Annotated in this window: 25 protein-coding genes; 12 read left to right on the top strand and 13 right to left on the bottom strand. The window is 55.7% G+C overall.

Features of this window, described 5'->3' with window-relative positions; genetic code table 11:
• Positions 1-1,089 carry a sensor histidine kinase gene (locus tag ACJJID_RS19295; RefSeq protein WP_444920855.1) on the bottom strand — a complete coding sequence of 363 codons (1,089 nt, stop codon included), beginning with the start codon at positions 1,087-1,089 and terminating at the stop codon, positions 1-3.
• A gap of 120 nt (positions 1,090-1,209) precedes the next feature.
• Between ACJJID_RS19295 and ACJJID_RS19290 the strand changes: the two genes are divergently transcribed.
• On the top strand, positions 1,210-1,668 hold the full coding sequence (locus ACJJID_RS19290; RefSeq protein WP_444920854.1) for an EVE domain-containing protein: 459 nt from the start codon (positions 1,210-1,212) through the stop codon (positions 1,666-1,668).
• 47 nt (positions 1,669-1,715) lie between these two features.
• Here ACJJID_RS19290 and creD read toward each other — a convergent pair whose 3' ends face one another.
• The 7 genes from creD to bioD form a co-directional block, all read right to left on the bottom strand.
• Positions 1,716-3,089: a cell envelope integrity protein CreD gene (gene creD / locus ACJJID_RS19285; RefSeq protein ID WP_444920853.1), complete on the bottom strand. Its 1,374-nt coding sequence runs from the start codon at positions 3,087-3,089 to the stop codon at positions 1,716-1,718.
• 123 nt (positions 3,090-3,212) lie between these two features.
• On the bottom strand, positions 3,213-4,637 hold the full coding sequence (creC, locus tag ACJJID_RS19280; protein WP_444920852.1) for a two-component system sensor histidine kinase CreC: 1,425 nt from the start codon (positions 4,635-4,637) through the stop codon (positions 3,213-3,215).
• 1 nt (position 4,638) lies between these two features.
• Positions 4,639-5,325, bottom strand: coding sequence for a two-component system response regulator CreB (creB, locus tag ACJJID_RS19275; protein WP_444920851.1), 687 nt, complete (start codon positions 5,323-5,325; stop codon positions 4,639-4,641).
• A 59-nt stretch (positions 5,326-5,384) separates the two neighbouring features.
• A complete protein-coding gene (locus ACJJID_RS19270) occupies positions 5,385-6,053 on the bottom strand; it encodes a nitroreductase family protein (RefSeq protein WP_444920850.1) in 669 nt (222 codons plus the stop codon).
• A 10-nt stretch (positions 6,054-6,063) separates the two neighbouring features.
• Positions 6,064-6,255 (bottom strand): DUF3094 family protein, encoded by a 192-nt coding sequence (locus ACJJID_RS19265; protein ID WP_444920849.1) that lies wholly within the window; start codon positions 6,253-6,255, stop codon positions 6,064-6,066.
• A 127-nt stretch (positions 6,256-6,382) separates the two neighbouring features.
• Complete coding sequence (locus ACJJID_RS19260; protein WP_444920848.1) at positions 6,383-8,164, bottom strand: acyl-CoA dehydrogenase C-terminal domain-containing protein; 1,782 nt, start codon at positions 8,162-8,164, stop codon at positions 6,383-6,385.
• Positions 8,165-8,281: 117 nt separating this feature from the next.
• Complete coding sequence (bioD, locus tag ACJJID_RS19255; RefSeq protein WP_444920847.1) at positions 8,282-8,974, bottom strand: dethiobiotin synthase; 693 nt, start codon at positions 8,972-8,974, stop codon at positions 8,282-8,284.
• Positions 8,975-9,202: 228 nt separating this feature from the next.
• Here bioD and ACJJID_RS19250 point away from each other — a divergent pair, with 228 nt between their 5' ends.
• Positions 9,203-9,691: a L,D-transpeptidase family protein gene (locus ACJJID_RS19250; RefSeq protein ID WP_152450920.1), complete on the top strand. Its 489-nt coding sequence runs from the start codon at positions 9,203-9,205 to the stop codon at positions 9,689-9,691.
• Here the strand turns inward: ACJJID_RS19250 and bioC are convergent.
• From bioC to bioB, 3 genes are read right to left on the bottom strand one after another with little or no spacing between them, the layout of a single operon-like run.
• The gene (gene bioC, locus ACJJID_RS19245; RefSeq protein WP_444920846.1) at positions 9,682-11,241 is read right to left on the bottom strand and encodes a malonyl-ACP O-methyltransferase BioC; all 1,560 of its coding nucleotides are present in this window, start codon (positions 11,239-11,241) and stop codon (positions 9,682-9,684) included. The two genes, ACJJID_RS19250 and bioC, sit on opposite strands and share 10 nt — an antisense overlap.
• Positions 11,238-12,431 carry an 8-amino-7-oxononanoate synthase gene (gene bioF / locus ACJJID_RS19240; RefSeq protein WP_444920845.1) on the bottom strand — a complete coding sequence of 398 codons (1,194 nt, stop codon included), beginning with the start codon at positions 12,429-12,431 and terminating at the stop codon, positions 11,238-11,240. The genes bioC and bioF overlap by 4 nt, the downstream gene beginning before the upstream one ends.
• Entirely contained in the window at positions 12,428-13,477 is a 1,050-nt protein-coding gene (bioB, locus tag ACJJID_RS19235; RefSeq protein WP_444888898.1) for a biotin synthase BioB, read from the bottom strand. Before bioB ends, bioF begins: the two co-directional genes overlap by 4 nt.
• A 164-nt stretch (positions 13,478-13,641) precedes the next feature.
• Here bioB and ACJJID_RS19230 point away from each other — a divergent pair, with 164 nt between their 5' ends.
• Both ACJJID_RS19230 and ACJJID_RS19225 read left to right on the top strand, forming a co-directional pair.
• Positions 13,642-14,331, top strand: a complete 690-nt coding sequence (locus tag ACJJID_RS19230; RefSeq protein ID WP_444920844.1) for a ComF family protein — start codon at positions 13,642-13,644, stop codon at positions 14,329-14,331.
• 160 nt (positions 14,332-14,491) lie between these two features.
• Positions 14,492-15,637 (top strand): beta-ketoacyl-ACP synthase III, encoded by a 1,146-nt coding sequence (locus tag ACJJID_RS19225; protein WP_444920843.1) that lies wholly within the window; start codon positions 14,492-14,494, stop codon positions 15,635-15,637.
• Positions 15,638-15,697: 60 nt separating this feature from the next.
• Here the strand turns inward: ACJJID_RS19225 and ACJJID_RS19220 are convergent, their stop codons facing one another.
• Positions 15,698-16,249, bottom strand: coding sequence for a PadR family transcriptional regulator (locus ACJJID_RS19220; protein WP_444920842.1), 552 nt, complete (start codon positions 16,247-16,249; stop codon positions 15,698-15,700).
• Positions 16,250-16,491: 242 nt separating this feature from the next.
• Between ACJJID_RS19220 and alaE the strand changes: the two genes are divergently transcribed.
• From alaE to ppc, 5 genes are all read left to right on the top strand, one after another.
• Positions 16,492-16,995, top strand: a complete 504-nt coding sequence (gene alaE / locus ACJJID_RS19215; RefSeq protein ID WP_444920841.1) for an L-alanine exporter AlaE — start codon at positions 16,492-16,494, stop codon at positions 16,993-16,995.
• Positions 16,996-17,043: 48 nt separating this feature from the next.
• On the top strand, positions 17,044-17,739 hold the full coding sequence (locus ACJJID_RS19210; RefSeq protein ID WP_152450906.1) for an aspartate/glutamate racemase family protein: 696 nt from the start codon (positions 17,044-17,046) through the stop codon (positions 17,737-17,739).
• A 384-nt stretch (positions 17,740-18,123) separates the two neighbouring features.
• Positions 18,124-19,497, top strand: coding sequence for a response regulator (locus ACJJID_RS19205; protein ID WP_444920840.1), 1,374 nt, complete (start codon positions 18,124-18,126; stop codon positions 19,495-19,497).
• 128 nt (positions 19,498-19,625) lie between these two features.
• On the top strand, positions 19,626-19,994 hold the full coding sequence (locus ACJJID_RS19200) for a DUF4870 family protein (protein WP_226646998.1): 369 nt from the start codon (positions 19,626-19,628) through the stop codon (positions 19,992-19,994).
• A 418-nt stretch (positions 19,995-20,412) separates the two neighbouring features.
• The gene (gene ppc / locus ACJJID_RS19195) at positions 20,413-23,076 is read left to right on the top strand and encodes a phosphoenolpyruvate carboxylase (RefSeq protein ID WP_444920839.1); all 2,664 of its coding nucleotides are present in this window, start codon (positions 20,413-20,415) and stop codon (positions 23,074-23,076) included.
• 101 nt (positions 23,077-23,177) lie between these two features.
• Here ppc and ACJJID_RS19190 read toward each other — a convergent pair whose 3' ends face one another.
• Positions 23,178-24,425: a DUF945 family protein gene (locus ACJJID_RS19190; protein WP_444920838.1), complete on the bottom strand. Its 1,248-nt coding sequence runs from the start codon at positions 24,423-24,425 to the stop codon at positions 23,178-23,180.
• A gap of 376 nt (positions 24,426-24,801) precedes the next feature.
• Between ACJJID_RS19190 and ACJJID_RS19185 the strand changes: the two genes are divergently transcribed.
• The 3 genes from ACJJID_RS19185 to ACJJID_RS19175 all read left to right on the top strand — a co-directional run bounded on the left by ACJJID_RS19185 (position 24,802) and on the right by ACJJID_RS19175 (position 26,196).
• Positions 24,802-25,095 carry a hypothetical protein gene (locus ACJJID_RS19185; protein WP_444920837.1) on the top strand — a complete coding sequence of 98 codons (294 nt, stop codon included), beginning with the start codon at positions 24,802-24,804 and terminating at the stop codon, positions 25,093-25,095.
• A gap of 57 nt (positions 25,096-25,152) precedes the next feature.
• The gene (locus ACJJID_RS19180) at positions 25,153-25,572 is read left to right on the top strand and encodes a hypothetical protein (protein ID WP_444920836.1); all 420 of its coding nucleotides are present in this window, start codon (positions 25,153-25,155) and stop codon (positions 25,570-25,572) included.
• Positions 25,573-25,668: 96 nt separating this feature from the next.
• A complete protein-coding gene (locus ACJJID_RS19175; RefSeq protein ID WP_444920835.1) occupies positions 25,669-26,196 on the top strand; it encodes a GNAT family N-acetyltransferase in 528 nt (175 codons plus the stop codon).
• Positions 26,197-26,351 lie beyond the last annotated feature (155 nt).

Here is a 26,351-nt window from a genome sequence, read left to right as displayed (position 1 = left end):
TTATTCCTGTTCATAGGGAATGCGAACATTCACCGATAACCCGCCCTCAGGGCGGTTGCGGAAACGCACTCTCTGATCATCGCCATACAGAGCGCGCAGGCGCTCACAGGTATTGCGAATACCAACACCATAACCCTTGCCTACCAGACGCAGCTCCTCTTCCGGCATGCCCGGACCATTGTCGTTCACTTCGAGCAATAGCTCCCCAGCGAACACCCGCGCCTTGATATTGATCTCTCCACCGCTTTCCAATTGGGAGATGCCGTATTTAATCGCATTTTCCACCAGGGGTTGCAGGAGCAAACTGGGTACCAACGCCTGGGGCGACTCCCCCTGCAAATCCAGGCGCACGCCGAGACGATCGGCAAAGCGCACTTTCTCGATATCCAGGTACAACATCAACGCCTCCACCTCTTTGGCCAGCGTGACCTTCTGCATGGGGTCGTTATCGAGCGAGTGGCGCAGGAACTGAGACAGGCGTGTAACCATATTGTTGGCGGTGCGCCCGTCGTTATCCAGAATCAACGTGGAGATGGCATTTAACGTATTGAAGAGGAAGTGGGGATTCAACTGGTAGCGCAGCATCTTCAGCTGGGCCTGGTGTGCCATGGATTCTGCACGCAAGGCCTTGGCCCGCTGGGTCTGCGAAGACTGGTAGTACTTGATGCCGTAATAGAGCGCCGCCCAGGTAGTGAGAATCAGGAAGGAATAGGAAAACCAATACATGGCCAGCACCGCCGGGTGCTCATCACTCTCCTTGCCATAGAGCCACAGGGAACCACCAAACTTGATTGCCGCCCACACAGCGGCTGCCCCAATCACTAGCAGTAGTGAACCAAAGAATCGAGTCGCCGGTGGCTTGTTCCATAGACGCTGGAAGCCGAAACGCATGACCTCACTGAGGAATATCCCGGCGACGGTGGCCACAGCGATATAACCCGAGTGGATCCAGTGGTCCTTCACCCAGAAAAAGCTGCCGACAAAAGTCAGCAGGGTGTAGCCGGCCCAACCGCTGAGTTGCAGGGCCCAGTATTGGGACCTGTGACTCGACAGGTGTTGTGAGAGCCACTGAAATGCTTTGTTTCCCATAATCTCCCGCTAGAGGCGTGAAAAAATAACGCCGATTTGACACTTTTGTATGGCTTCATACTAAATGGCGCCGATCGCCGGCGAAACACCAACCGGCGCAGCACAGGGACAAACTGCCGCATGACACACTGGTTATTCAAATCCGAACCCGATGAATACAGCCTGCAAGACCTCGCCGCCGAAACCAGTGGCAGCGGCCGCTGGGATGGTATTCGAAACTACCAGGCGCGCAACTTTCTGCGCGATCAGGTCGCCGTAGGCGATGGTGTACTGTTCTATCACAGCGCCTGCAAGGTGCCGGCGGTGGTGGGTACCGCCGAAGTAGTGCGCGCCGCCTATGCAGACCCGGCGCAATTCGACCCTGAGAACAAATACTTCGACCCCAAGGCCAGCCCCGATATTCCGCGCTGGTTCTGTGTGGACCTGGCCTGGCGCAGCGAATTCAAACGCCCGATACCCCTCGCAGAAATCAAGCAAGATCCACAGTTAGCGGAGATGGTACTGGTCAAACAGGGGCGCTTGTCGATACAGCCGGTGCGCCAGGAGGAGTGGAATTACATCGTAAAATTGGGCGGGTAAAACTAGAACAGGGCGGCAAGACGCCGCCCCGAAGTGATTTATCCAGCTTACAGATGTGCGTCCCCACCGGGCTCGCCGCCCCTCTGGGTAGGGCTGCGCCCCACGTTGTACCAGTCCAGTTTGCGGGTCAGCACCATGGTGCAACCAAGCACTCCGAACACTAACAGTGAGCCCATTAACAGAGCGTAGTCCTCGGCGCTCAGCAGGCCGTACAGAAGTGCATACAAGGCAGCCAACAGCCCGGCGAAGCCCAGCCCTCGCTGCCAGCTGCGCAATACCGCACTGGTATAAAAGCCGATCAACCCCACACAAGCCGCGGCGGAAATCATATATGCTTTGACGAAGGCGATATGCTCTGACAGTGATAACAACAGCAGGTAGAACAACGCTAACGCCAAACCTACCAGGGCATACTGTACCGGGTGCACCGCCAGGCGCTTGAGTATTTCAAACAGAAAGAAGGTGGCGAAGGTCAGGGTGATAAACAGCAATGCATATTTAATCCCGCGATCAGTTTTCAGGTACTGATCCACCGGGTCGAGGAAGCTCACACCAAAGCGGCGATTAGTCAGGTTGTTACAGTGATCTTCCCCATGACAGCGCCGCAGTATCTCCTCCAAATTGGTGGCGAAAAAGCTGGTCTGCCATTCCGCAGTAAATCCTTGATCGTTTAAATCTCTACTACTGGGCAGGAAGTTGCCAAAAAAGCTCGGATGCGGCCAATCGGCCCTCATCACTACGCGGCTGTCACGGCCCACCGGCACTAGGCTGAAGCGCTCGGTGCCCTGTAATTTGAGATCGAAGGCAAACTCCAGGGTTTGGCCCCCCTCTGAGTCCAACATTGGCAGCATTGCATGTACACCATCACCAAGAATCGGTGCGCGACTGCCCGGGGCAAACTCTAATGTCTGGTTGTTCAGTCGCAACTTCAGGTCATTGCGGATACCGCGAATATCGTTGATACCTACCGATAAATAAGGCGTGCTGAAACGGTACTGGTCAAAATTGGTTCCCAGCCCCATCTTCTCCGGCACTCTGAACAGGCCACTCACCTTGCTGTCACTGTGGTAAAGGAGCGCTTCGTAGATGCCCCGCGCACGCCGCTCGGTGGTCAGATCGGAGTTGAAGACGAAGCGCTCGGGAAGGAAATACAAATGGCCGCGCTCTTCCCGCTGCTCCTTGTGCCTCTCACCGGTTTTTTCATTGGTCATCCACTTCCAGTATTTCTTCACATAGGGCACCACCAAAATGGGCCCGGTGATTTGCTGGTTAAAGCTGGAGCTGCGGGCAATATCGTTTATCACCCCATCCTGATAACGCTTTCTCTCATTAATCAGGCCATCGATCATGGTCAATGGAATCAATAGCAGCAGAATCAAGATGGCAATAGCGCCCAATTTAAAAGCCAGGGCTCGGTTCATGGTTCAGACCTCGGTATCCAATTTCGATAACCTCAGTCTGAGCTGCGAATATGGATTGCCGATGGAGGCAATATGGAAAGTCTGGGGAGATTGTGTGGGGCCAGTGGAAAGTAACCTTACCCATCAGGCAGCGAGCAAATTCAGACTGACCTCAACGCCACCCGACACATTGCGGATCGACAGAGTACCGCCGTGTAACTCCGCCACCTCCTCAACAAAATTGAGTCCCAGCCCAGTACTCTTACGCCCGCCCCCAGGACGTGGCAGCGAATAAAAACGTTCGGTAAGGCGCGTTAAGGCATACTCCGGGATTGCCCCGCCCTGATTGAACAGGCGCACAGTGATCCGTTCACCACAGCGCTCGGCTTTGACGCGAATCAGGCCCCCCTCCGGAGTGAAATCCAGCGCGTTGTCCAGTAGGTTGGCCAGGGCCTGCCGCAGCAGAAAGCGTTCGCCTTGTAGCTTCAATGCCGGAGCCAGCTCTTGCTCCACACACAGCTGGGCGGCGTCAATTCGCGCTCGCTGAGCCTCGATCAGCTCCTCAACGAGCGGCGCCAACGCTATCGCCACTCGCTCCTCCAGCCCCTGACGCTGCTCCACCTGGGCCAGATGCAGCAGCCGCTCGCTTAACTGTTGCAAACGCGCGGCCTCCCGCTGGATATTGCCCACAAAGCGTTGGTGCTGTTCGGCAGGCATATCGCTATCGAGCAATTCGGCGGCACCGCGAATGGCCGCCAAGGGGCTCTTTAGTTCATGGGTCAGGGTGTGCACATAGCGCTCCACATAGTCCCTACCCTCAAGTTCGCTGCGCATCTGCTCCACCGCCACGGCTAACTGCCCCAATTCTCCACTGGGCAACCGCGGTGGTTTTACCCTCTGGCCCGCACTGGCGGCCTGGGCATAATCGGTCAGTTTCCCCAGAGAGCGGCTGAGCCACCAAGACAGCAATGCGCCCACCAGTAAACCGAGTACAACCAGCCCAGATCCCAACCAAATCAAGCGCCGCTGCGAGCGCTCGATATAGGGCTGCAGGGTTTGATTGGGCTTGGCCACCGAAACCACACCGATAATCCGCTCGCCATCACGGATTGGTGCCGCCACATACATGACAGAAGAATCAGGGTTATTGGGGTCTTCGCGGGTAGATCGGGCACCGTAATCACCGCGCAGTGTCAGGTAAACATCGTTCCAGCGCGAGTAATCCCGCCCCACCGCGAGGCCACTGGAGTCGAGCAGCACTGTGCCGCTGGCATCGGTGACATAGATGCGGTGATTGACCTGGCTCTTGGTATGCCCCCAGATACTCGCCTCGGGCCGGCGGCGACCGTAGGCTTTGAGTACTTCGGGTAAGTGGCTCTGGGCCAGGTTACCGGCGATGACTGGGTCACGCAGGATTTCCGCCAGCAGGTTGGCGGTATCCACCAGAGTCTCCTCGGTGGACTGACGCACGCCGGGGCGGATCTCATCCATTACCGTGCTCAAGACAAACCAACCGGCCAACCCGACAAACAGAAAGTAGACGGCAAAAATGCGCACCCCAAGCGGCATATTATTGCTCCGGGCAGCAGCTGTATCCCAAGCCGCGGTGGGTCTGGATTGGTTTGGACTCCGGTGCTATCTCGCGTATTTTTGCCCGCAGCCCTTTGATATGGCTGTCGATATTCCGTTCATACCCCACTTCCAAAGCCACCCCCAAAGCATCGAGCAATTGTGCGCGGGAAAACACCCGTCCGGGCTGGGCCAGTAAAGTTTCCAGGAGGCAATATTCGTGGTGAGTCAGGGGCAATAGCTGTTCATGGAAGTGAATTTGGTAACTCGCCGGATCGATACGGAATGGGCCTTTGGGCTCCGGCAACTCAGCTCTGTCAGCGCGCGGCGCCATCCGTTTGAGAATCGCTTTTACCCGCGCCGCCACTTCCCGCGGGCTGAAAGGTTTCACCACATAATCGTCGGCGCCAATTTCGAGCCCCACGACTCGGTCTATTTCCCCATTGCGCGCGGTGAGAAAAATCACCGGCACCTCAGAGAAGCGACGCAGCTGCTTGCAGGCTTCGAAGCCACTGATATCCGGCAGCCCCACATCCAGAATCACCAAGTCGAAAGGCTCATTTTCGAGTAGTGCCAACGCCTCGCCGGCAAGCGTAACCCAATGGGTGGTAAAGCCCTCGGCTTGCAGCGCGTAAATCAGGGTATCGGCTATTGCGCCTTCGTCCTCGACGATCAATATTCTTGGCATGGAACCCTAAGCTCAAATTCCACCAGTGTATCTATTTTTGCCGCTCGGAAAGTGCTCACTCAAATAAAATCAGCAATTTCATCCAAGGGTTTTCTGCCGATAGCCGGCACCTGAGCACCCTCGGCGGGCAGCCCAGCCACCAGAATCATATAGGGCTTTTCCTGCACGGGGCGGCCGAGAATTTCATTGAGAAATTTCATTGGGCTGGGGGTGTGAGTCAGGGTCGCCACCCCAGCATTGTGCAGAGCGGCAATCAACATGCCCGTGGCGATACCCACCGATTCCGCGGTGTAATAGTTTTTTAATCGTTCACCATTTTCCGCATTGGAAAACTTCTTCAGAAAAATTGCGATCAGGTAAGGGGCGGTTTCCAAGAAGGGCTTGTGCGCATCGGTGCCCAGGGGTTCCAGTGCATTGAGCCACTCCTCCGAGGCGCGACGCTGGTAAAACTCACGCTCCTCTTCTTCCGCCGCCAGGCGAATACGGCGTTTAATCTCAGCATTTTCAACAACGACAAAATGCCACGGCTGCCTATTGGCCCCGCTGGGAGCACTACCGGCTGCACGCACGGCGTCTTCGATAACCTCACGGGGCACCGGTTTGTCCGAAAAGTCCCGTACCGAGCGGCGCCGGCGCATCAGGCGGAAAAAGTCCCCTGCGCGACGGCGCATCTCATCATCGCCAAGGTAGGTAAAGTTCAGGGGCTGGAAAGTTTTATCGGGCACCATGGTGAGCCCTTTAAACCACGCCTTTGGTCTGTGCGACCAATACGCTAATTAATGACAGCAGGGTTAGCACCACCAGTAACATGACAAACAGCAACCAGGGGCGGAAGGGTTTGCGCTCCACCTGATTCACACCGCTTTGCAGATACTGATCGACCCGGGCCTGGTCTTCCTCGGAGAGTTTCTTTCGAGAGATATCGGTCATTGGCTGTTTCGCTCTTTATTGTTATTCCCTGAATAGTTATGACCCGAGTGTAGGAGAAAGCGAAAAACGACTCCATAAAAAAAGCCCCGCGATGCGGGGCTTTTTTAAAGTCCGGTGAAAAGGGCTGTTAGAACAGCTCCTCCTCCAGATCCATCAGCGTGGCGCTGCCGGCGTTTACACTGCCGGCCAGTGCCTGGGTGCGCGGCAGTAAGCGCGCAAAGTAGAAGCGTGCAGTTTTCACCTGGCCCTTGTAGAAGCTGTCCGCCTCCTGCTTGTCCAGCGCTACTGCAACCACCTTGGCCCACATAAAGGCGTAGGCCACATAGCCAAACAGGTGCAGGTATTCCACCGAAGCTGCACCCGGCGCGTGGGGGTCTTCCTTGGTGGCTGCGATCATCTTCTCGGTGGCCTCGCGCAGGCGCTGCAACTCGACTGCCAGCGGCTGTACAAACTCCGCCATCGCCTCGCGATCAACCTGGCTTTCGATAAACTTCTGTACGTCCGCGGCAAATAGCTCGAACAGGGCGCCACCGCTGGCGACGGTCTTGCGGCCCACCAGATCCAGTGCCTGAATACCGTTGGTGCCCTCGTAAATCTGAGTGATACGCACATCGCGCACCAGCTGCTCCTGGCCCCACTCGCGGATATAGCCGTGGCCGCCGAAGACCTGCTGTCCGATTACGGTGCAGTCGAGGCCCATATCGGTGGTGAAGGCTTTGGCCACGGGAGTCAGCAACGCCACCATAGCCTCGGCGTTTTTCTTCTCTTCACCTTCGCCGAACTTGGAGATATCCAGCCACTGTGCCACGTAGGTGGATAGGGCGCGACCGCCGCCGACCAGCGCTTTCTGGGTGAGCAGCATACGGCGCACATCGGGGTGCACGATAATCGGGTCAGCCGCTTTTTCGGGCTGCTGGGCACCAGCGGGAGAGCGGCTCTGGATACGGTCACGGGCGTATTCCAGGGCGTTCTGGTAGGAGCGATCAGAGGCGCCAAGGCCCTGAATACCCACACCCAGACGCTCGTAGTTCATCATGGTAAACATAGCGGCGAGGCCCTTGTTCTCCTCACCCACCAGCCACCCCTGGGCACCGTCGAAATTCATCGCGCAAGTGGCCGAGGCTTTAATGCCCATCTTGTGCTCAATGGAGCCACAATTAACGTTATTGCTCTCACCGACGCTGCCGTCTTCGTCCACCTTGTACTTCGGCACCAGGAACAGGGAAATGCCTTTAGGGCCCTTGGGCGCGTCCGGCAGCTTGGCCAGTACCAGATGAATAATATTTTCGGACAAGTCCTGGTCGCCGCCGGTGATAAAGATCTTGCTGCCGCTAATGCTGTAGCTGCCGTCTTCGCGGGGCTCGGCCTTGGTGCGGATAATGCCCAGATCGGTGCCGGCGTGAGGCTCGGTCAGGTCCATAGCACCGGCCCAGGTGCCCTCGTACATCTTGGGCAGGAACTTCTGTTTCAGTTCTTCACTAGCATGGGCATCGATTGCCAGGCAGGCACCGTTGGTCAGTACCGGGTAGAGCGCGAAGGAGATATTGGAGGCATTGATCATTTCCTCAACCTGGGCACCCAGCATCTTCGGCATACCCATGCCGCCGTACTCCGGGTTGCCCAACAGCGCGCCCCAGCCGCCCTCACAGAAAGTGGCGTAGGCTTCTTTGAAGCCCGCGGGGGTGGTCACAACGCCTTCGTTCCAATGGCAGCCCTCTTCGTCACCGCTGCGGTTGATCGGGTCCAGGGTGTTGGAAGCCAACTTGGCCATCTCTTCGAGAATCGCATCTGCGGTTTCGCGATCCACAGCTCCGGCCAATCCGGGCAGTTCCGCCCAGAGTTTTTCCGCAGCAAATACTTCGTGCAGCAGGAAGTTCATCTCCCGCAGTGGCGCCTTGTAGTCGGCCATGCTCCCGGTCCTCATTCAGATGTTTCAAACGCTTGTTTGAATCTAGGGCCGAAGGCGTACAAAGTCAACTGGTTTGGGCCCTCACGGGGCCCGGTTGGAAAGGCTTGTGCGGGTGCTTTAAGCGGGCAGCAGCGGGCGGATATCCAGGTGTTGTGCCGCTTCACGGTAATCCCGCGACTCGCTGTGGGGCACCACACCGAGCAGTGGCGCCGGCAGCAGGGCCTCGAGGGTGGCCAGGTTTTCCTCGGCCCGCGCCATGCCCGGACGGACGAAGTTGGCCACCCAACCCGCCAGAGGCAGACCATCGTGGCGGATGGCCTCGGCGGTCAGTAATGCGTGGTTGATACAACCCAGCTGCATGCCCACCACCAGAATCACCGGGGTGTTCAACTCCCGCGGCAATTGCGACAGAAAGGCTCTGGGACCCAGGGGCGTGCGCCAGCCGCCGGCACCCTCGATCAACACCAGGTCGGCACCGGCACACATCACACCGCGGCAGACGCCTGCCATGCGCGATACATTGAGCTGCTTGCCCGCCTCTATGGCGGCGATATGGGGGGCAATTGCCGGCTCCAAAGCGAAGGGGTTCACCTGCTGGTAAGGCAGCTGCAAGGTCATCGCCTCCTGTAACAGCAAGGCATCCTCATTGCGCAGCCCATGTTCAGTTTGCTCACAGCCGGAGGCCACCGGTTTTACCGCTGCGGTTTGCACTCCCACGTTCGCGGCCGCTGTGAGTAGGGCAGCGCTGACAAAGGTCTTGCCCACTTCGGTATCGGTACCGGTTACAAAATAACTTCTGCCCAAGGCCAAGGCCTCCCCTATTCAAAAAGTTCAAATTTTTTCTTGTGGTGACTTTTCACGCCAGTCACTTGATGATAATTTAGCCGTGTAGCGCAGATTTTGAACAAATCAAGCCAAGCACTGATAACAAAGGCACGGGGCCGCGCTCACAAAATAATTCCCTCAAAAGGGGAAACTGCTCTGCAGGGACGCGGGAAATCTCGAAATAACTGAAAACATTCAAGCAGCTTAGAGACCATGCGATACCTGACTCTTGCCCTATTGCTGGCGATGCCTCTGTTCGCCTCAGCAAAAGTAACTCCTGTCGATCATGTTGTTGTGTACAAGTCGAAGAAGCTGATGCAGCTGATTCGCGACGGCCGGGTGGTGAAAAGCTACACCGTCTCCTTCGGCGACAACCCTAGAGGACACAAGGTCCGCGAGGGAGATGAACGCACCCCCGAAGGGCGCTACACCCTCGACTGGAAAAACCCCAACAGCCGTTTCTACCGCTCTATTCATGTGTCCTATCCAAATAAACAGGACCGTGCGCGGGCAGCCAAAATGGGGGTCAGCCCCGGCGGCGATATCATGATCCACGGCATCAAACCAGAGTGGTCCTATATGGAGAGACACCTACGCCGCAACAACTGGACCGATGGCTGTATCGCGGTGGCCTCCAACCGGGAGATGGACGAGATCTGGGCGCTGGTGAAAACCCCAATCCCTATCGATATCTACCCCTGATCGGGTGCACGGGCCAGCTTCATATAGATGACTTCATAACTCACAGGCAGCCCTTCGGGCTGTCTGAGGTTTTCATAGGCTTCTGCCAATTGCTGTAACCTGGCACGCCCGGTCATCCCCCGCTTGGCGGCGCGATTAATATTGTGTGCCCCCACGCCTTTTAATTCCTTCATCAGCTGGCGCAGACTATCGAAATAGAACAGACGCTGCTCGTCGAGCACATCACCATTTAACTGTGATTGCGCCGCCGCCTCTCGCCACTTGGCCAGCGGTAGGAAGCGATTGACGTGCACATCGCCATCCAACTGGGCCCAGCTGCTGCGCAGCTCTGCCAGGGTACCCGGTCCCAGCGTCGCCACCAGACAGTGCCCCTCCGGGGAAAGTACCCGGCGCAACTCGGCAAACAGCTGCGGCAAGCGATAGCACCACTGCAGCGCCATGCTGGAGAACACCAGATCCACGCTGTCGTCTGCCAGGGGCAGCTGTTCCGCATCTGCGGCAATATAGTCATCTGCCTGGGGCCGCTCTGTGCGGGCGTAGCGCAACATATCTTCCGCCAGATCCAGGGCGATAATCCGCGCCTCGGGAAAATGCTGACGCAGCAACTCACTGCCAAAACCGGTGCCGCTGCCCAGATCGAGAATAGTGCGCGGCGCCCAGTGGCGATCCGCCATTTTCATCAGCTGCCGACACACCGCTCTCTGTATATGAGCGCAGTCGTCATAGCTGGCGGCGGCGCGGCCAAAAGAGCGCGCTACCGCGGATTTATCGAAAGGTTCGGAAGTACCGCTATCAGGTGGGGACAAGTTCTCGACAAAATGCCGCAATCGCTCCGCCACTTGGCGCGGCTGGGATAAATGCGGTTTATGGCCACAGCCTTCAAACACTTCTACCGATGCACCACAGCCCTGAATTTCCTCTACGGCAGTTTGGGGCACCAGGGCATCCTGCTTACCAAACAGATGCAGCGTGGGGACTCCGAGTATCTGCAGGAGTTGACGATTATCCAGGTCTGCCAGGCAGTCCAGGGCCCGCGTCCAGGCTTCGACATTGATATTGGGCTTGCGCTCTTTCAGCTGTTTGAGCAGGTCGCGCATGGCAATGTCACCATGGGATTGCAGGGCACAAAAGCGCTCCCAAATTGCGTAGGGGTCCTGCACAAAGGCTTTGCGAAATCTCTCAAAAACACGCCGTTGCATACCCGGCCAGTTGTCCCGCTCCACAAAACAGGCATTGGCGGAGATGGTGACAACACCGAGGATTTTTTTTTGTCCCGGCCTGGCCGCCAACTGCAGGGCCAACATGCCGCCGAGGGAGTGCCCAATCAGAACACAGTTGTTGGGTAGCTCTTTATACAGCTGCTGTAAAAGTGTCTCTAGTTGTGGCCAGGGCTCGTTGCTGCACTCCCCACACCCCGGTAACTCGATACAAGTCAGGGACTGTGCCAGCTGTTCATGTACAGCTTCAAGTAGCGGCTGCCAGGGCCCGTTATCTCCGCCCCAGCCATGCAGAAACACCAGGTTCTCTATTTGACTCTCTACCTCAGTCACGAAGGCACCGCCATTTTTTCCTGAAGCACCGCCAACAACGCGTCTATTAAGGCATCAATCTGGCTGTAGCTATGGGAAGCACTCAGGGTGATTCTGAGGCGGGCGGTACCTGCAGGCACAGTGGGTGGGCGAATAGCCCCCACCAGAAAGCCACGCTGCTCCAACTGTGCGGACACAGCCATCACAATTTCTTCACAGCCGAGCACAATTGGCTGAATCGCACTGGATGAATCCGTCAAAGGTAAATTCGCTTGCGCTGCACACCGGCGGAAATAAGTGATATTCGCCTGCAGAAGCCGATTCAATTCGGGTTCACTGCGCATCAGTTTAATCGCCGCATTACAGCCTGACGCCACCGCCGGTGGCATACCGGTGGTATAGATATAGGGCCGTGCAAACTGCACCAAATAATCGATCAGCGCTTGCGAGCCGGCCACAAAGGCACCCGCATTGCCGGCGGCTTTGCCCAGGGTGCCCATCAGCACCGGCAGCGCATCCTGGCCAAGTCCAGCGGCTGCGCCACTGCCGGCGAGGGGCAGCTGTTCACTTCCCATCACTCCAAAGCCGTGGGCTTCATCCACCATCAACCAGGCGCTGAATTCCCGGCACAGGGCGGCTATGTCCGCCAGTGGGGCCAGGTCGCCGTCCATACTGTAAACGCCATCTACCGCCACAAGGATATTGCCGCCTCTATCGGCGGCCCGCTGTAGCTGGCGACGCAGAGCCCCCAGATCGCTGTGGGCGAAGCGCAAGCTGTTGGCGCCACTCAATCGCGCACCGTCAATGAGCGAGGCGTGGTTGAGCTTGTCGGAAATAACATTGTCAGCGCGGCCCAGCAGCGCACAAAGTGTACCCACATTGGCCATATAACCACTGGAAAAAACCAGTGCGGCCTCGCGTCCGGTGGCTTCAGCAAGGCTTTGCTGCAACTGTTGGTGGACCTGAAGATGACCATTGACCAGGTGGGAGGCGGTGGCACCGGCACCCAACTCGGCACCGGCCTGCTGGGCACGAATAACTTCTGAGTGGCTTGCCAACCCCAAATAATCATTGCTGCTGAACGTCAGCAACTCTCGCCCATCCACTACAGCGGTGGGACTGGGCGCCGCTTCCAGGGTTTTGATCTGGCGGTAGAGATTGTCCCGGTGCCGCTCATCGAGACGCTGACGCAGGGTTTTATCCAGGGTCATTTGGCCGCATCGTAAAAGAAAGCGTCGTTTTGCTGCTCGGTAATTTGTGCGTTCAGCTCCGCTTCCACTGCGCTCTCATCCGCGTACTGCTGATACTCCTCCGGCTGGATACCCAGACGGGAGAACAACTGCATATCTTTATTGGCCTCGGGGTTGGCAGTGGTCAGCAGCTTCTCGCCGTAGAAGATGGAATTGGCGCCGGCGAGGAAAGCCATAGACTGCATCTCATCGCTCATCTGTTCGCGCCCGGCGGACAGGCGCACATGGGACTTGGGCATCATAATGCGCGCTACGGCGATGCAGCGAATAAATTCGAAGGGATCTAAATCCTTTTCCTGCTCCAGCGGTGTGCCGGCCACTTTCACCAGCATATTGATGGGCACCGACTCGGGGTGCTCGGGCAGGTTGGCCAGTTGCATCAGCAGGCCGGCGCGGTCCTTGTCGCCCTCGCCCATACCGACGATACCGCCGGCGCAGACTTTCATACCGGCGGCACGCACGCGCCCTAAGGTCTGCAGCCGATCCTGGTAGGTGCGGGTGGTAATAATCTCACCGTAGTATTCCGGCGAGGTATCCAGATTGTGGTTGTAGTAGTCGAGCCCGGCATCAGCTAATTCCTGCGCCTGGTCATCATTCAGCATGCCCAGAGTCATACAGGTTTCCATCCCCAACGCCTTCACTTCGCGTACCATCTGGGTGACGTAAGGCATATCTTTTTTCTTCGGCGAGCGCCAGGCAGCGCCCATACAGAAGCGAGTGGCACCACCGGCCTTGGCCGCGCGGGCTTCTTCCAGCACCTTCTCCACCTTCATCAATTTTTCCCGCTCCAGCCCGGTATCATAACGGGCGCTCTGCGGACAGTAGGCGCAGTCTTCCGGGCAGGCGCCGGTCTTGATGGAACAGAGGGTGCTGACTTGAACCCGATTGGGATCGAAGTGTGTCCGGTGAACCTGCTGCGCGGTAAACATCAGATCGCTAAACGGCATGGCGAAGAGATCCAGAACCTGCTGGCGGGTCCAGTCGTGGCGGATATCGGCGGCGGGCATGGTCTGGGCGGCGGTCACAGGCTTACTCTCTCTGTTGCTGGAGTTATTGTGCTGTTGTTGTGTATTCGGACGGAGTGACTGCAGTGGGCAGCAGTGGCAAACTCGACCAAACAGACTGGCCAGTTTAGCCAGGCACTATCTGCTGTCAACTCAGATACCCTTTTATGGTTTACAGCCTGATGCCATCCCTACTCACCCGCCACCTGGCACGGTGCCTTTTATGCGGCGATAGAGCCGATGAATTTGGTATCTGCACCAGCTGCACCCGGGAGCTGCCCTATCTGGGCCAGGCTTGTGAAAGCTGCGCATTGCCATTGGCCTCCAGCGCGCGTCTTTGCCCCAGTTGTTTGCGCCAGCCGCCACACTGCCAGCGGGTGCAGGCTGCCTGGCAGTATGCCTATCCGGTAAACCAGCTGATTCAGCGCTTCAAGTACCAGCGCGATCTGGCTGCCGGTCATAGCCTGGCGCAACTAGCCGCCACCGTGATTACTCCCTGTAGTGATCCCCCCAATCTGCTCGTCCCCATTCCCCTGCACTGGCGCCGTTACTGGCAGCGTGGTTACAACCAAGCACAATTGATAGCGGCCGAACTGGGCCGGCGATGGCAACTGCCAGTGCGACCGCGCCTGCTACGTAAAACCGGCGCCACTCGCACCCAGTCCCAATTGCGCCGACAGCAGCGCCTGCGCAACCTGCTGCAGAGTTTCGCCCTGCGCGAATCTGTTGAGGGAATGCATATCGGGCTGGTGGACGATGTATTGACCACCGGCGCCACCCTGGAGGCAGCGGCACAGAGACTCAAGGAAGCCGGCGCGCGCAAGGTCAGCGCCTTTGTTTTGGCCAGAACGCCATGACTCTTCGGCGCGACCGCAGATAGACCGACAGTCACAGAAGCGTCACAATAACTTGCCTTGCCGTTCTGGCACCAAAAATCCCATACAAGCCGGCACTGCTAAGGTTTTATTTAGTGACTAATTGCTCGCAGGTGTTTTGCTGCGAGCCAGGGATTCAGCGATGAGTGAATACAAGTTGCCACGGGGCATTGTCATCAGCGGCACCGGCCTGTGGACCCCTCCAGAAGCGATCAGCAACGAAGAGCTGGTAGACGCTTACAATACCTACGCCACCCAGTACAACCTGAAGCACGCCCAGGCGATAGAGTCCGGCGAGCTGCAGCCCAAGCCGCAATCCTCAGCGGAATTTATCGAGAAAGCCTCCGGGATCAAGAGCCGCTATGTGGTGACCCGTGAAGGGATTCTCGATCCCGCGCGCATGCGTCCCTATATTCCTGAGCGCAATGACGACGACCTGTGTGTACAGGCGGAAATGGGCCTGAAAGCCGCCAAGCTGGCACTGGAAAAAGCCAACAAGCAGGCCTCCGATGTGGACCTGGTGATTGTCGGTGCCTCCTACATGCAGCGCGCCTACCCGGCAATCGCCATCGAGATTCAGGGTGCCCTCGGCATCGACGGCTTCGCTTTCGATATGGAAGTGGCCTGCTCCTCGGCAACCTTCTCCCTGCAGCGCGCCGTGGATGCCATCTGCTCCGGCGCTGCGCGTACTGTGCTGGTAATCAACTCTGAACTGGCCTCGCCCCAGGTGGACTTCACCGATCGCGACAGCCATTTCATCTTCGGGGATGTAGCCGTGGCCAGCGTGATCGAGCGCCGCGAGACCTGCAACGTAGACAGCGCCTGGGAGATCCTCGGCACCAAGGCCAAGACTGTCTACTCCAACAATATCCGCTCTAACTTCGGCTATGCCGCGCGCGCCGCCGATGTAGATCCCTTCGGCCCCGGCAAGCTGTTCCGCCAGAACGGCCGCAAGGTGTTCAAGGAAGTCTGCCCCATGGCTGCCGCCCATATTGAGGAGCACCTGCGCGAGAGTGGTACCGATCCCCGCGAGGTGAGCCGTTACTGGCTGCACCAGGCCAACATCAACATGAATAACCTAATCGCCAAGAAACTGATGGGTGATGAGGCCAGCGAAGAACGCGCCCCAGTAGTGTTGGATCGCTACGCCAATACCGCCAGTGCCGGCTCGGTCATTGCCTTCAACCTACACAGTGACGACCTGCAAGTAGGCGAGCGCGGAATCATCTGCTCTTTTGGCGCCGGCTACTCTATCGGCAGCCTGGTAGTGGAGAAGGTCGCTATCTAAACCATTGAGCGACTGGTTAATTCGCCACAGGCACAAAAAACCGGGCATTGCCCGGTTTTTTTAACTGCCCTCAACACATTTTTGCTCCAGTTGCTGCAGCATATTTTCCGCCCAACTGATCCAAGTCTTCTCCGCCTCTATACCCAGTAACAGAGTCTGGTGGGCCAACCAATAGCGCTCCTGCAGGGCTGGGTCACTTTTCAACACCCGCTCGTTTTGTTCACGGTAGTTTTCCAGCAGCCCCCGGTGTCTGTGCAACTGATCATTGAGAGCCGTGCGTATTTCCTCTTGGCTCAAGTGGTGGCCGGCAAACATACGCACTAAGAAGGGCTCGCGAATCTTCTGCGGCGCCGCTGGCTGAATTACCCAGTCACGCAGCTCCGCGCGGCCCTTGTCAGTGAGGCTGTAAACCTTCTTGTCCGGCTTGCCCTCTTGAGGCTGCTCCTCGCAATCCAGAAGCCCCTCATCATGTAGCTTGTGCAGTTCCCGATACATCTGTTGGTGGCTGGCGCTCCAGAAATGGGAAACACTGCGCTCGAAACGGCGCTTGAGGTCGTAACCGCTGCCGGGCTCTATATCCAGCAGGGTGAGTACGGCGTAGCGCAGGGACATGGTGGCTCCGGTTGGGGTTATGCAAAGAGTTGCATATTAACCTCTGGGGCGCCATCCTGACCAGGCGACATGTTAAGCCAATAAGATAATTAGATTAATTTTCTAATAAATAGTAGGACGTTTATCTCGACAGACCTCACCAGTCGAGATGCAAGGCTAGCTTTTACGTGATTTGGAGATATAATCGCCGGCCTGCCGCCGTCGTGAGATAGCGATTTGAGGTTCAAGAGGTTGTCTTCTCCATGTCCGCGCCTGCATTAACACCATCTTCACCATCCGGCCCCGAAACCGAGCCCAATACGCCGAATAATCGCCGCTGGGATTTCCTGCTGGATATCTTCGCCATGAACAGTTTTTCCTGGGCTGTGGCGATTCCCATCGAGCTGGTGCTGGCCGGTATGAGCTGGAGTGAACACCTGAAAGTGCGCCTGATGGCGCTGGTGTTCAACACCCTGATCGCCCGCCCTTTTAGTGTCTACCGTAATTGGGTTGTGAACCGCTTTGGCGGCGGCGGCCCAATCAATGCCTATCTGGTGGACACCTTTGTATTCGTGAGCTTCCAGTTCCCCCTGTACATGGGCAATATGCATCTGGGCGGCGCCAGCTGGGACGAGATTGCCACCGCCAGTATCACGTTCATGTTGATCGCCGGTGCCCTCGGCGGCCCATATGGAATTTATCTCGACTGGCTGCGCCGAGTGTGGATTAATAACGTCAGCCCCCTGCTGGGCAAGAGAGCCTCTTAACAGAGGACGCTGACACTCGACTGAGCATTACGAGAGAGGAAAATCGCCGTGTTGACGCAAAACGCCATTGAAAAGAGTTCCATGACCATTGGCGTGGTCGCCGGCACCCCCACAGATACCCGCTTTGGTCTGGATTTCCTCGCCGCGCGCCAGCTGCGCGGCATCGGCCTGTCCCTGTCCGCCTCTCCCCAAGCACAGACGCAGCTACAGGCACTGGAGCGCGGCGCCCTCACCCAGCAGCTGATCGGCGCCATAGAGCAGCTGCACCAGGCTGGTGCGGAAGCCGCCATGATTTACTGTAACTCCCTATCCGGTGCAGTAGATATGGAAGCAGTCAAAGCCACCTCCCCCATTGAGGTGGTTTCCCCCCTGGAGGTTTACGCAGAACTCACTCAGCGCTACCGCAACTTTGGCCTGCTCGCCGCCAACTGTCAGAGCTGCGCCAATATCGAGCGGGAAATCCTTGAGCGCAACACAACCGCCAAGGTGATCGGCATCGGCAACCTCCAGATTGTCGAAGATATCGAGGACGGCCTCGCCGCCGAAATGATCGTTCGACAACACGCCCTGGATGACCTGGTAGCGGCACTGGTAAAAAGCGGCGTGCAGATCCTGATTCTGGGCTGCACTCATTTTGATTATTTTTATCAGGAACTGCTCGCTCACTGTGACGGTATCCGCCTTTTCCTGCCTTCGGAGCGTATGCTTCAGTTATTACAGGAACGTCTCCCCCAAGCTGCCTAAATCGATCTCAACATTATTAATTTGTCGCGTATTTTCTCGAAGGGCACCTGCTGCCTACCTCGGTAAAATACGCCGGCGCCACAATAATTTCCCGCCAAATACGCCGATGTAATAGCGTGCAATTCTTCATTGCAAAGCTCACCCAAAATAATCCACTACGATTTGTTGGCGCAATATTACTTGGCTATTAGCGATAACAGTCATGCCTATGACTGGATTCTCCACCGACAAGCCCGCCGACACTAAAAAAATATCTCTTGTACACCGTGCCATATTGCAGTATCAAACGCTCTGATCTTTTCGGGAGTATCGATCAAAACCTACCGCGAAAATCACACTGCGGACTGCAGGATTTAGTCCGCCCTAACATAAGTGGTTATAAGGATGATAAAAGCCATTTCTTCTGGGGGATTGCCCTCTCGTCGTGTTTTTTTTCACGCTCTGCCAGCCCGGGCACTACTATGCGGCTCAGTATTTATCTCCACTACTGCGCAAGCTTTTGAATTAAATGCCCTGCAACAACAAATTCCGATTTACTGGCTCGCCGCAGCGCTGGCGGCATTATTCATAGTTTGTGCTTTTACACTCAATAGACAGTTGAGACTAAGCAAACTGCGTCGAGAAAGTACAGAGCGCGTCGATAATATCAGTGCGGAAAATAGTAATTTGTTTCAGCAGGTGCACAGCCGTAATAGTGAATTCCTCGCGCTGGAAAAACAATTGGATGAAACCCGAGAAAGCCTCGAATTATTGCGACAGGAAAAATCCGATCTGCTCACCATAGTCCGCCACCAATTGCATCACCCCCTAGATACGCTGATGGGTACCCTCAATCTGATTGCGCGCAGTGAAGACAACAATATTAAAGCCCTGGTGGAAATCGGTAAGCGCCAGTTAAACGCCGCGCTCAAATCCTTGGACGACCTGCGCCAATTCGGCAAAGTGGAAACCGTCGAGCTGAAGCTTCCCAAAGAAATGCTTGGCAACACCGGCAGTGGTCTCGCCGTTCTATTGGTGGAAAATAACAAGCACGAATCCCTGCAGGCACCACTGGAAGCCATGGGCCACCATGTACAAAGGGAGTGCAATGGTATCGACGGCAGCAGCGCCGCCCTGCAGAAAAACTTTGACTTGATCCTAACCGACACCCATCTGCCGCTAATGGACGGCGTGGAAGCGGTGCGGGAAATTCGCCGCGAACGAGGCAATGATTTACCCATTTTCGCCCTGCTGCAATCAGCCAAGACCGGTGACAAAGAGCGCTACCAGGCCCGGGGTTTTACCGGCGTGCTGACCCACCCGATTGCCGATCGCCAGCTGATGCAACTGATGCAATGGGCCGCTCGACGTATCCAGGGAACTTCACCACAACAAAAAACGCGCCCAGCGCAGCTGCTCAATACCAATACCCTTTTACGCCAGCGGGACACCCTGGACCACCTATCCTTCGCCGAGCTGCTCAGTGACCGCAGCGCCACCCTACCCAAACGTATCACCGCACTCACCAGTGCCCTCACCGGCCGCCACTGGTTAGACGCGGAGAAACAGGCTCAGGAGGTCGCCCGTGCCGCGGCGGAAGTAGGGCTCGACAGCGTGGCCACTCGCCTGCGCAGTCTCGCAGCGAATCTTTCTATCGATAGTGAACGGGAACACTGCCGTCAACAGCGCACCGAGTTACTGCAATTAATGCGTGAATCGGTGCGCCAGCTGAAGGCCTGGCGCGAGCGCAATGTACACACCGAGTGGGCGCTAAAATAATATGGGGTGTGGCGACATATTGGGCTATTCACCGACTGTCGCATAAAAACACCATTCCAGCGCAGCCAAGTTGAATTGCGCACTAGAGGCCACACATTATTTTGCAGAGTCCACAAGAGAATAAGGTTATGTCTGAGCAGTACCCCACGCGCTCCCAAGAGGCCCGCGAACAGAGTGGCCGCGACCTGGCCATCATGGTCTATTTGATCCAGGCCATCAGTCTGTTTACCGCGGTTCCTTTTTTTGTCGGCGTACTGATTAACTACTTCAAACGCAGCGATGTGCGCGGCACCTTGGCGGAATCCCACTTCCGCTGGCAGATTCGCACCTTCTGGTTCTGGTTGCTGTGGACTGTGGTCGGCTCCCTGACCTTTTGGATTTTTGGGCTCGGTTATGTGATTCTCGCCGTTAACTGGATTTGGGTCATTTACCGAGTCATCCGCGGCTGGTTGAGGCTGGTTGATCGCCGTCCCGCCTATGACCCTATGCACTATTAAAAATACACTTTTAAAAAGTGACCCGCGCGCAAAATTGCACGCGGGTATTTTCATCCCACGCGCGTCCGCGATCCCCCAGCTCTCTCTTATAAATTCCACTCACTTTTTAGCAGTATATTTATAGGTTTCTCAGCTTTAATTTACCCTTGAGCGAAACCTAAAATATATATCCCCAGCAATATTGAGTGGAGAAGGAAATTCGGTAGCAGGTAAAATTTTTCCGAATAATATTTTTGTAATTACAAGCTCTCTTCAATTCCACTTCGTACGCCGGCCAAGCTCTTTATTTTCCGTATTTCAAAGCGATTCAAAGAGACTCATTCTTTCCACTCTTTCTGAATGGCAGTACAGCCTCCCCCAAATTATGCGAAGATAAGCCCAGTATTTTCACCGGATATTGTTAGGGAGAAAAAGGCTTGTGAGTCAGGATCAAAACACCCCGCTACGGGAGGATGTCCGCCTACTCGGCGAGGAGCTCGGTTCGGTGCTGCGCGAGCAGGCCGGTGACACGCTGTTCAATACCGTGGAAACCATTCGCCAGGTCGCGGTGGAGAGCCGCAGTACGGGAGAGATGCAGGTGGACCGCCTGCACCAGTTGCTGGACCCCCTCGACGATGACACATTGCTAGAAGTGGCCCGCGCCTTCAGCCAGTTTCTCAATCTGGCCAATATTGCCGAACAGCGCCACCGGGAACGCCTACACCGTCAACACCAGCGCTTCTCCGGTGATCCCGATACAGACCGCGGCTTGCGTCAGGTTTTAGCGGAATTGAAGAGCGCCAAACGATCCCCCGCCGACATTCATGCAACACTTAGAGAGCTCTCGGTAGAGCTAGTCCTCACCGCCCACCCCACCGAAGTTACCCGCCGCACCCTGATCCGCAAATACGACCATATCGCCGACCTCCTCGCCGACCTGGACAGGCCCGATCTCACCCAGGAGGAAGGCCGCGAGCTGCGCCGTCACTTGCACGAGCAAATACTCTCCGCCTGGAGTACTGATGAGATCCGCCGCGAAAGACCCACGCCGGTGGATGAGGCCAAGTGGGGCTTCGCCACCATCGAGCAGTCTCTGTGGCAGGCGGTGCCCCAGAGTATGCGCGCTATCGAGGCGGAGCTGGCCCTGGCGGAGCTTCCCCTCATGCCCGACGACTGGGTGCCGATACGTTTTGCCTCCTGGATGGGCGGCGACCGCGACGGCAATCCCAATGTCACCGCAGGGGTAACCTGCAAAGTATTACTGCTGGCCCGCTGGATGGCTGCCGACCTTTTTTTGCGCGATGTGGATAACCTGCTGGCCGACCTGTCTATGCACAAAGCCAGTGAGGAGTTACTGGAGCAAACCGGCCCAAGCCATGAGCCCTACCGGCTGATACTGCGCCGCGTGCGCCAGCGCCTGCGCAATACCCTTGCGCAGATGGAGGCGCGTATCAACGGCGGTGAGATCACCACCAGTAAAGTATTTAACACTACTCAACAGCTGTTCGAGCCCCTCAGCCTAATTGACCGTTCCCTGCGCACCGTGGGTCTCTCCGCCATCGCCGATGGCCAGCTCAAAGATACCCTGCGTCGACTCAACTGCTTTGGTATCACCCTGCTGCGCCTGGATATCCGCCAGGAATCCACCCGCCATGCAGATGCCCTTGATGCCATTACCCGCTACCTGGGGCTGGGCAACTACGCCAGCTGGGACGAACAGAGCAAGCTGGATTTCCTACTGGCCGAACTGGATAACCGCCGCCCGTTGGTCGATGAGGATTTCTACCATACGGATTTTTGCGATAGGGATGTGCGCGAGGTTTTAGAGACCTGCAAGGTGGTCGCCGAGCAGGGCCCCGAAGGATTCGGTGCCTATGTGATTTCCATGGCGAAAAAGCCCTCCGACGTGCTGGCGGTCATGCTGCTGCAGAAAATCGCCGGTGTGCACCAACCCATGCGAGTGGTGCCGTTATTTGAAACTCTCGACGACCTCAACAATGCCGCCGAAACCATGAGTACCCTGCTCAATATTCCCCAATATAAGCAGCGCGTGCTGGAGGGGCAGGAGGTGATGATCGGCTACTCGGACTCCGCCAAGGACGCAGGTTTCCTCGGTGCGGCCTGGGCGCAATTCAGTACCCAGGAGGCGCTTACCAAGATTTTCCGCAACCACGGCATCCCCCTGACACTATTCCACGGCCGCGGCGGTTCCATTTCCCGCGGCGGGTCCCCCACGCGAATGGCGCTGTTATCGCAGCCACCGGGTTCGGTGGCCGGGCGCATCCGCGTGACCGAGCAAGGGGAGATGATCCGCTTCAAATACGGCCGTCCGTCAGTGGCCGCCTACAACCTGGAGCAGTATGTGGCCGCCACCCTGGAGGCCACCCTGATGCCACCGGCACAGCCACGCCCCGAATGGCGCCACCAGATGGAGCGCCTCACCGAAGTCTCGGTGCAGAGCTACCGCGAAGTGGTGCGGGACGATCCGGCCTTGGTCACCTATTTACGTACCGTCACCCCGGAGACCGAACTCCGCCGCCTTGCACTGGGCAGCCGCCCCGCAAAGCGCAAACCCGGCGGCGGTGTCGAAACCCTGCGCGCCATTCCCTGGGTTTTCGCCTGGACCCAGATGCGCCTGATGCTACCCGCCTGGCTCGGCACGGGCACCGCTTTGGAACACGCCCTGAAACAGGCCGACGAAGCCGACACATTGCGACAGATGAGTGCTGAGTGGCCCTTCTTCCAGGGCGTTGTGGATATGTTGGAAATGGTCCTGGCCAAATCTGACACTCGCGTCGCCTCCTGGTATGAGGAGCGCCTCACCGACAGCGAGGAACTGATTGAGCTCGGGGAAAACCTGCGTGAGCGCCTGGCCCACACAGTAAGCGCCCTGCAACAGCTCACCGGCCGCGAAAGCCTGCTGGACAACAACCCGGTGATGCGCTGGTCCATCCGCGTACGCGACCCCTACACAGATCCGCTGCACCTGCTACAAGCCGAGCTGATGGCGCGCCTGCGCGAGCGAGAAAGCGACGCGGTGTTGGAAAGTGCCCTGATGGTGACAATTGCCGGCATTGCTGCGGGAATGCGCAATACCGGCTAATGCTGCTCCGGTTAATGCTGCTATTGATGGGTGAGTTACAGTCTTGAAAAAAATGGGACAACAAAAGGGAGAAGTTAGAACTTCTCCCCAAAACCCAATGATTAAAATTGCCCGGTCAGCGCCATCAGGAACAGGTCCGGTGGCAACTGCTGGCCATTCACTTCCAAGCGCCCGCGATTGACCTCCAGGTGCATCTGCAGCTCATCATTATGTTCAATCAACAAACCGTATTCCCGCAACATCATCGCCTGGCCCACCAGCGGCGACTGCAGCAGAGCCGATTCCGCCGCACTCAGGGTCATGGTGCCCACCAGGGGCTTCAACCATTGGTTTAGGGCACTGCCGTTGCGATGACGCGGTGGGCGTTTCATCCCCTGCCAATGAATATCTGCATCGACCAGAACCGGGCCATTGCGGGACTCCACCGCCAGCTGCTGCTGCAGGCGCAGCGGTGGACGCATATCACTGGCCCAATTGCGCTCCGCCACCGGCAGCAGCACGCGCAGGTAATGCCCTAGGTCAGCGACAGTAATCTTCGGTAAGGTCATCTGTTGGCGCGCGGAAGTGATGGGTGTGGCAGACTGGACACTAGGCAGCTGCAGATCGCTCACCACTTTAAGAGTCTGCGCCGCGAGCATTTCTACATCCAGTTCCAGAATAATATCTCGCAGCTCCACCGGGCCTGAGTCTGATTCTGCACGCAACAGTGACAAATAAAGCTGCGCCTTGCCTCCACGGCGGGGCTCTAACTGGAACTCCCCCTTGAGTGGTTCGGTAAATAATACCTCTACACCGTCGCGCAGCTGGGTCAGGCTACCCAGGTCGATCACCCCATCCAACACCGCGCCGCTGTAGTCCGTCGAAACCGCGATTTCTCCACCTTCAAATTCCCACTGTGCAGTAGCATCAGATTTCTTAAAGGGTTCCAGGCGCAGGGTATTGAGCACCCGGTTATCCGCCAGAACCAGAGTCTCCAAAACCAGTGGGCTGCTCTGTAAACGGCCATAGACACCCTCGAGCTGTGCTCGGAGCTCTGGGTTTAGTTGCTCCAGATCGAGACGGGTCTCACTATAGATAACCCCCAGGCGTGGTCCACTGGAGGTCAACAGCAATGGACCATGATGAATCTCGGTGCGCAGTTCAGTGGTGCCATTCTGTAACGCCACCTCGGTATTGGTCTCAGCCCCAAACCAACCGCGCTGGTAGCTGGTGGAATTACCTCCCTGTAACCTACTCAGTTGTTGCTTCCAGATCTCTTCCACCTTGGAACCAATAAAGCCCGGTGCCGCTAAGGCGGAAATCACCAATAAAACCAGAAGAATTAACAGGAGCCAACGCAAGAGTTTCATAAGAATCGGTCTAACAGCAGGATTTGCGCCGATGTTAGCAGATTATGAAGTTATTGGTGCGACAATGGTACCAAGGACCGAAGTCTCGATGAGTTCGATAGATCCTATGTGCTATTTCCTTCAACAGCACCAGAATAAACAACCAGACATTGCCACACTATCTTAGGAGGGCCTCTATGCGATAGGGCTGCGAGTGATAAGAGATACGGCACGTAAGTTCCATATAAGAAAAAGCAAAAAATATTCCCGGCTCTTTCAGAAATTTAAAGCCATAAAACTTAAGGCTAACCACTTATACTCCTATGCCGTAGGGTACTTTGCCGTGACCCTACCGTATAATGACGCCTGAAGTTGTACCAACCAGAGAGATTTCATTTTGAAGCCCGAGGTAATTCTTTTAATCGTTAATACCATTATCATCTGCGCAGCCTATCTCTATATTTATCCAAGGCATGCAGGGGCCAACCTTAACAAAGTCATAATAAATGATCTCTTTGCAACAGGTATCGCACTATTAATAGCCGGTATTCTTTTTGGAGATGCTGAGCTCAAATTTAATATGTTGCTTTTTACCGCCAATTGGTTTGGCTTTTCTCTAATCAGCTTCCTACTGACTGAACTTCCGTTCTTTAAGTGGTACTGGGATAAGTACAGTGTTAATTTGAGATAAATTATTTTGGCAGAATAGTCTGAAAGACATCAGCAAATAAATTATAGAGCACCAGGAATGAGCAATAAACATGTCTGTTTAAAGGGGTTACTTTTCTGGAGCATCTTGTTTTCAACCTACATAGTCACTTTAAATTTTCCTGCAACAGAATTTACCTGGAAATTACTACTTATTTCCACCGCCTTGCTATTCTTTTGCGCTAATCGCGATAAATTTCAGCGATCAATAATAGATGATCCAATTTCTCATGTAAGATTTGATGGAGAGTTTATGATTATCGGTGATCTCTCCATCAAAAAATCTGCGATAAGAAAAATTGCTATTGACTCTGTTAAAGATCGTGGCTATTTCTCCCTCCCTTACAACCAACTATCTCCAGGGAAGATTCCTGAGTTTGTCTTCCCCTCCAACAAAGTTACCTCTTTTCGCAAATATCTAAAGCAAGAATTCCCCTCAAATGTGGAAATCATCACTTGAAACCCCTGTAGGAGAATCATCAGAGATGAGAAATTAAAACATATCGTCAAATAATCGCCTTTACGGTTTTTACTTATCAAGGAATCAGGTAACACCATGAAAATACGTATAGCGACTAGGCAGGATGCACTCACCATCGCAAGCATACATAGTGCCAGCTGGCAAGAGAATTACTATAAAGTACTTTCCAGGCACTACCTTGAGAATAAGGCTCCAATGGAAAGGATGCGACTTTGGGAGGATCGTTTTGAGCAGCCAAAACCAAATCAGCAGGTACTGTTAGCAGAGATTGAGGGCAATATCGCCGGTTTTGTCTGCCTCTACGCAGACAATCATCCTGATTGGGGGACGCACCTGGACAATTTGCATGTGCGTAAAGGCTACCATTCCATGGGAATTGGAAAAACACTCTTTGTTGAAGGCGCTCGCTGGGCTTATGGGCAGGCTCCTGATAGAGGTATGTGCCTTTTAGTCAATCAGGATAATTTTAAAGCTCAATCCTTCTACCAGAAGCTGGGCGGGAGACAGGTGCAAGAAAGTAATTGGCATGCACCCGATGGAAGTAATGTGCCAACCTACTGGTATGTTTGGGATCACCTAAACAAATTGATTGAGATCGATTAATAGATTTAAAAAAATCTATAGATCACTAAGCTTACATTCTCTTACCAATAATTAGCAGGCAATATGGAAGAAGTTATTGGAGGCATAATAAGATTTGTCTTTCATTTTTTATTTGATGTGGTAACCCGGTTAATTTTCGAGATTTTTTTCTACTT

Source organism: Microbulbifer sp. CnH-101-G (genome assembly GCF_052466775.1).
Note: the sequence above shows the minus strand (reverse complement) of the source record. Positions and strands in the feature narration are given on the sequence as shown.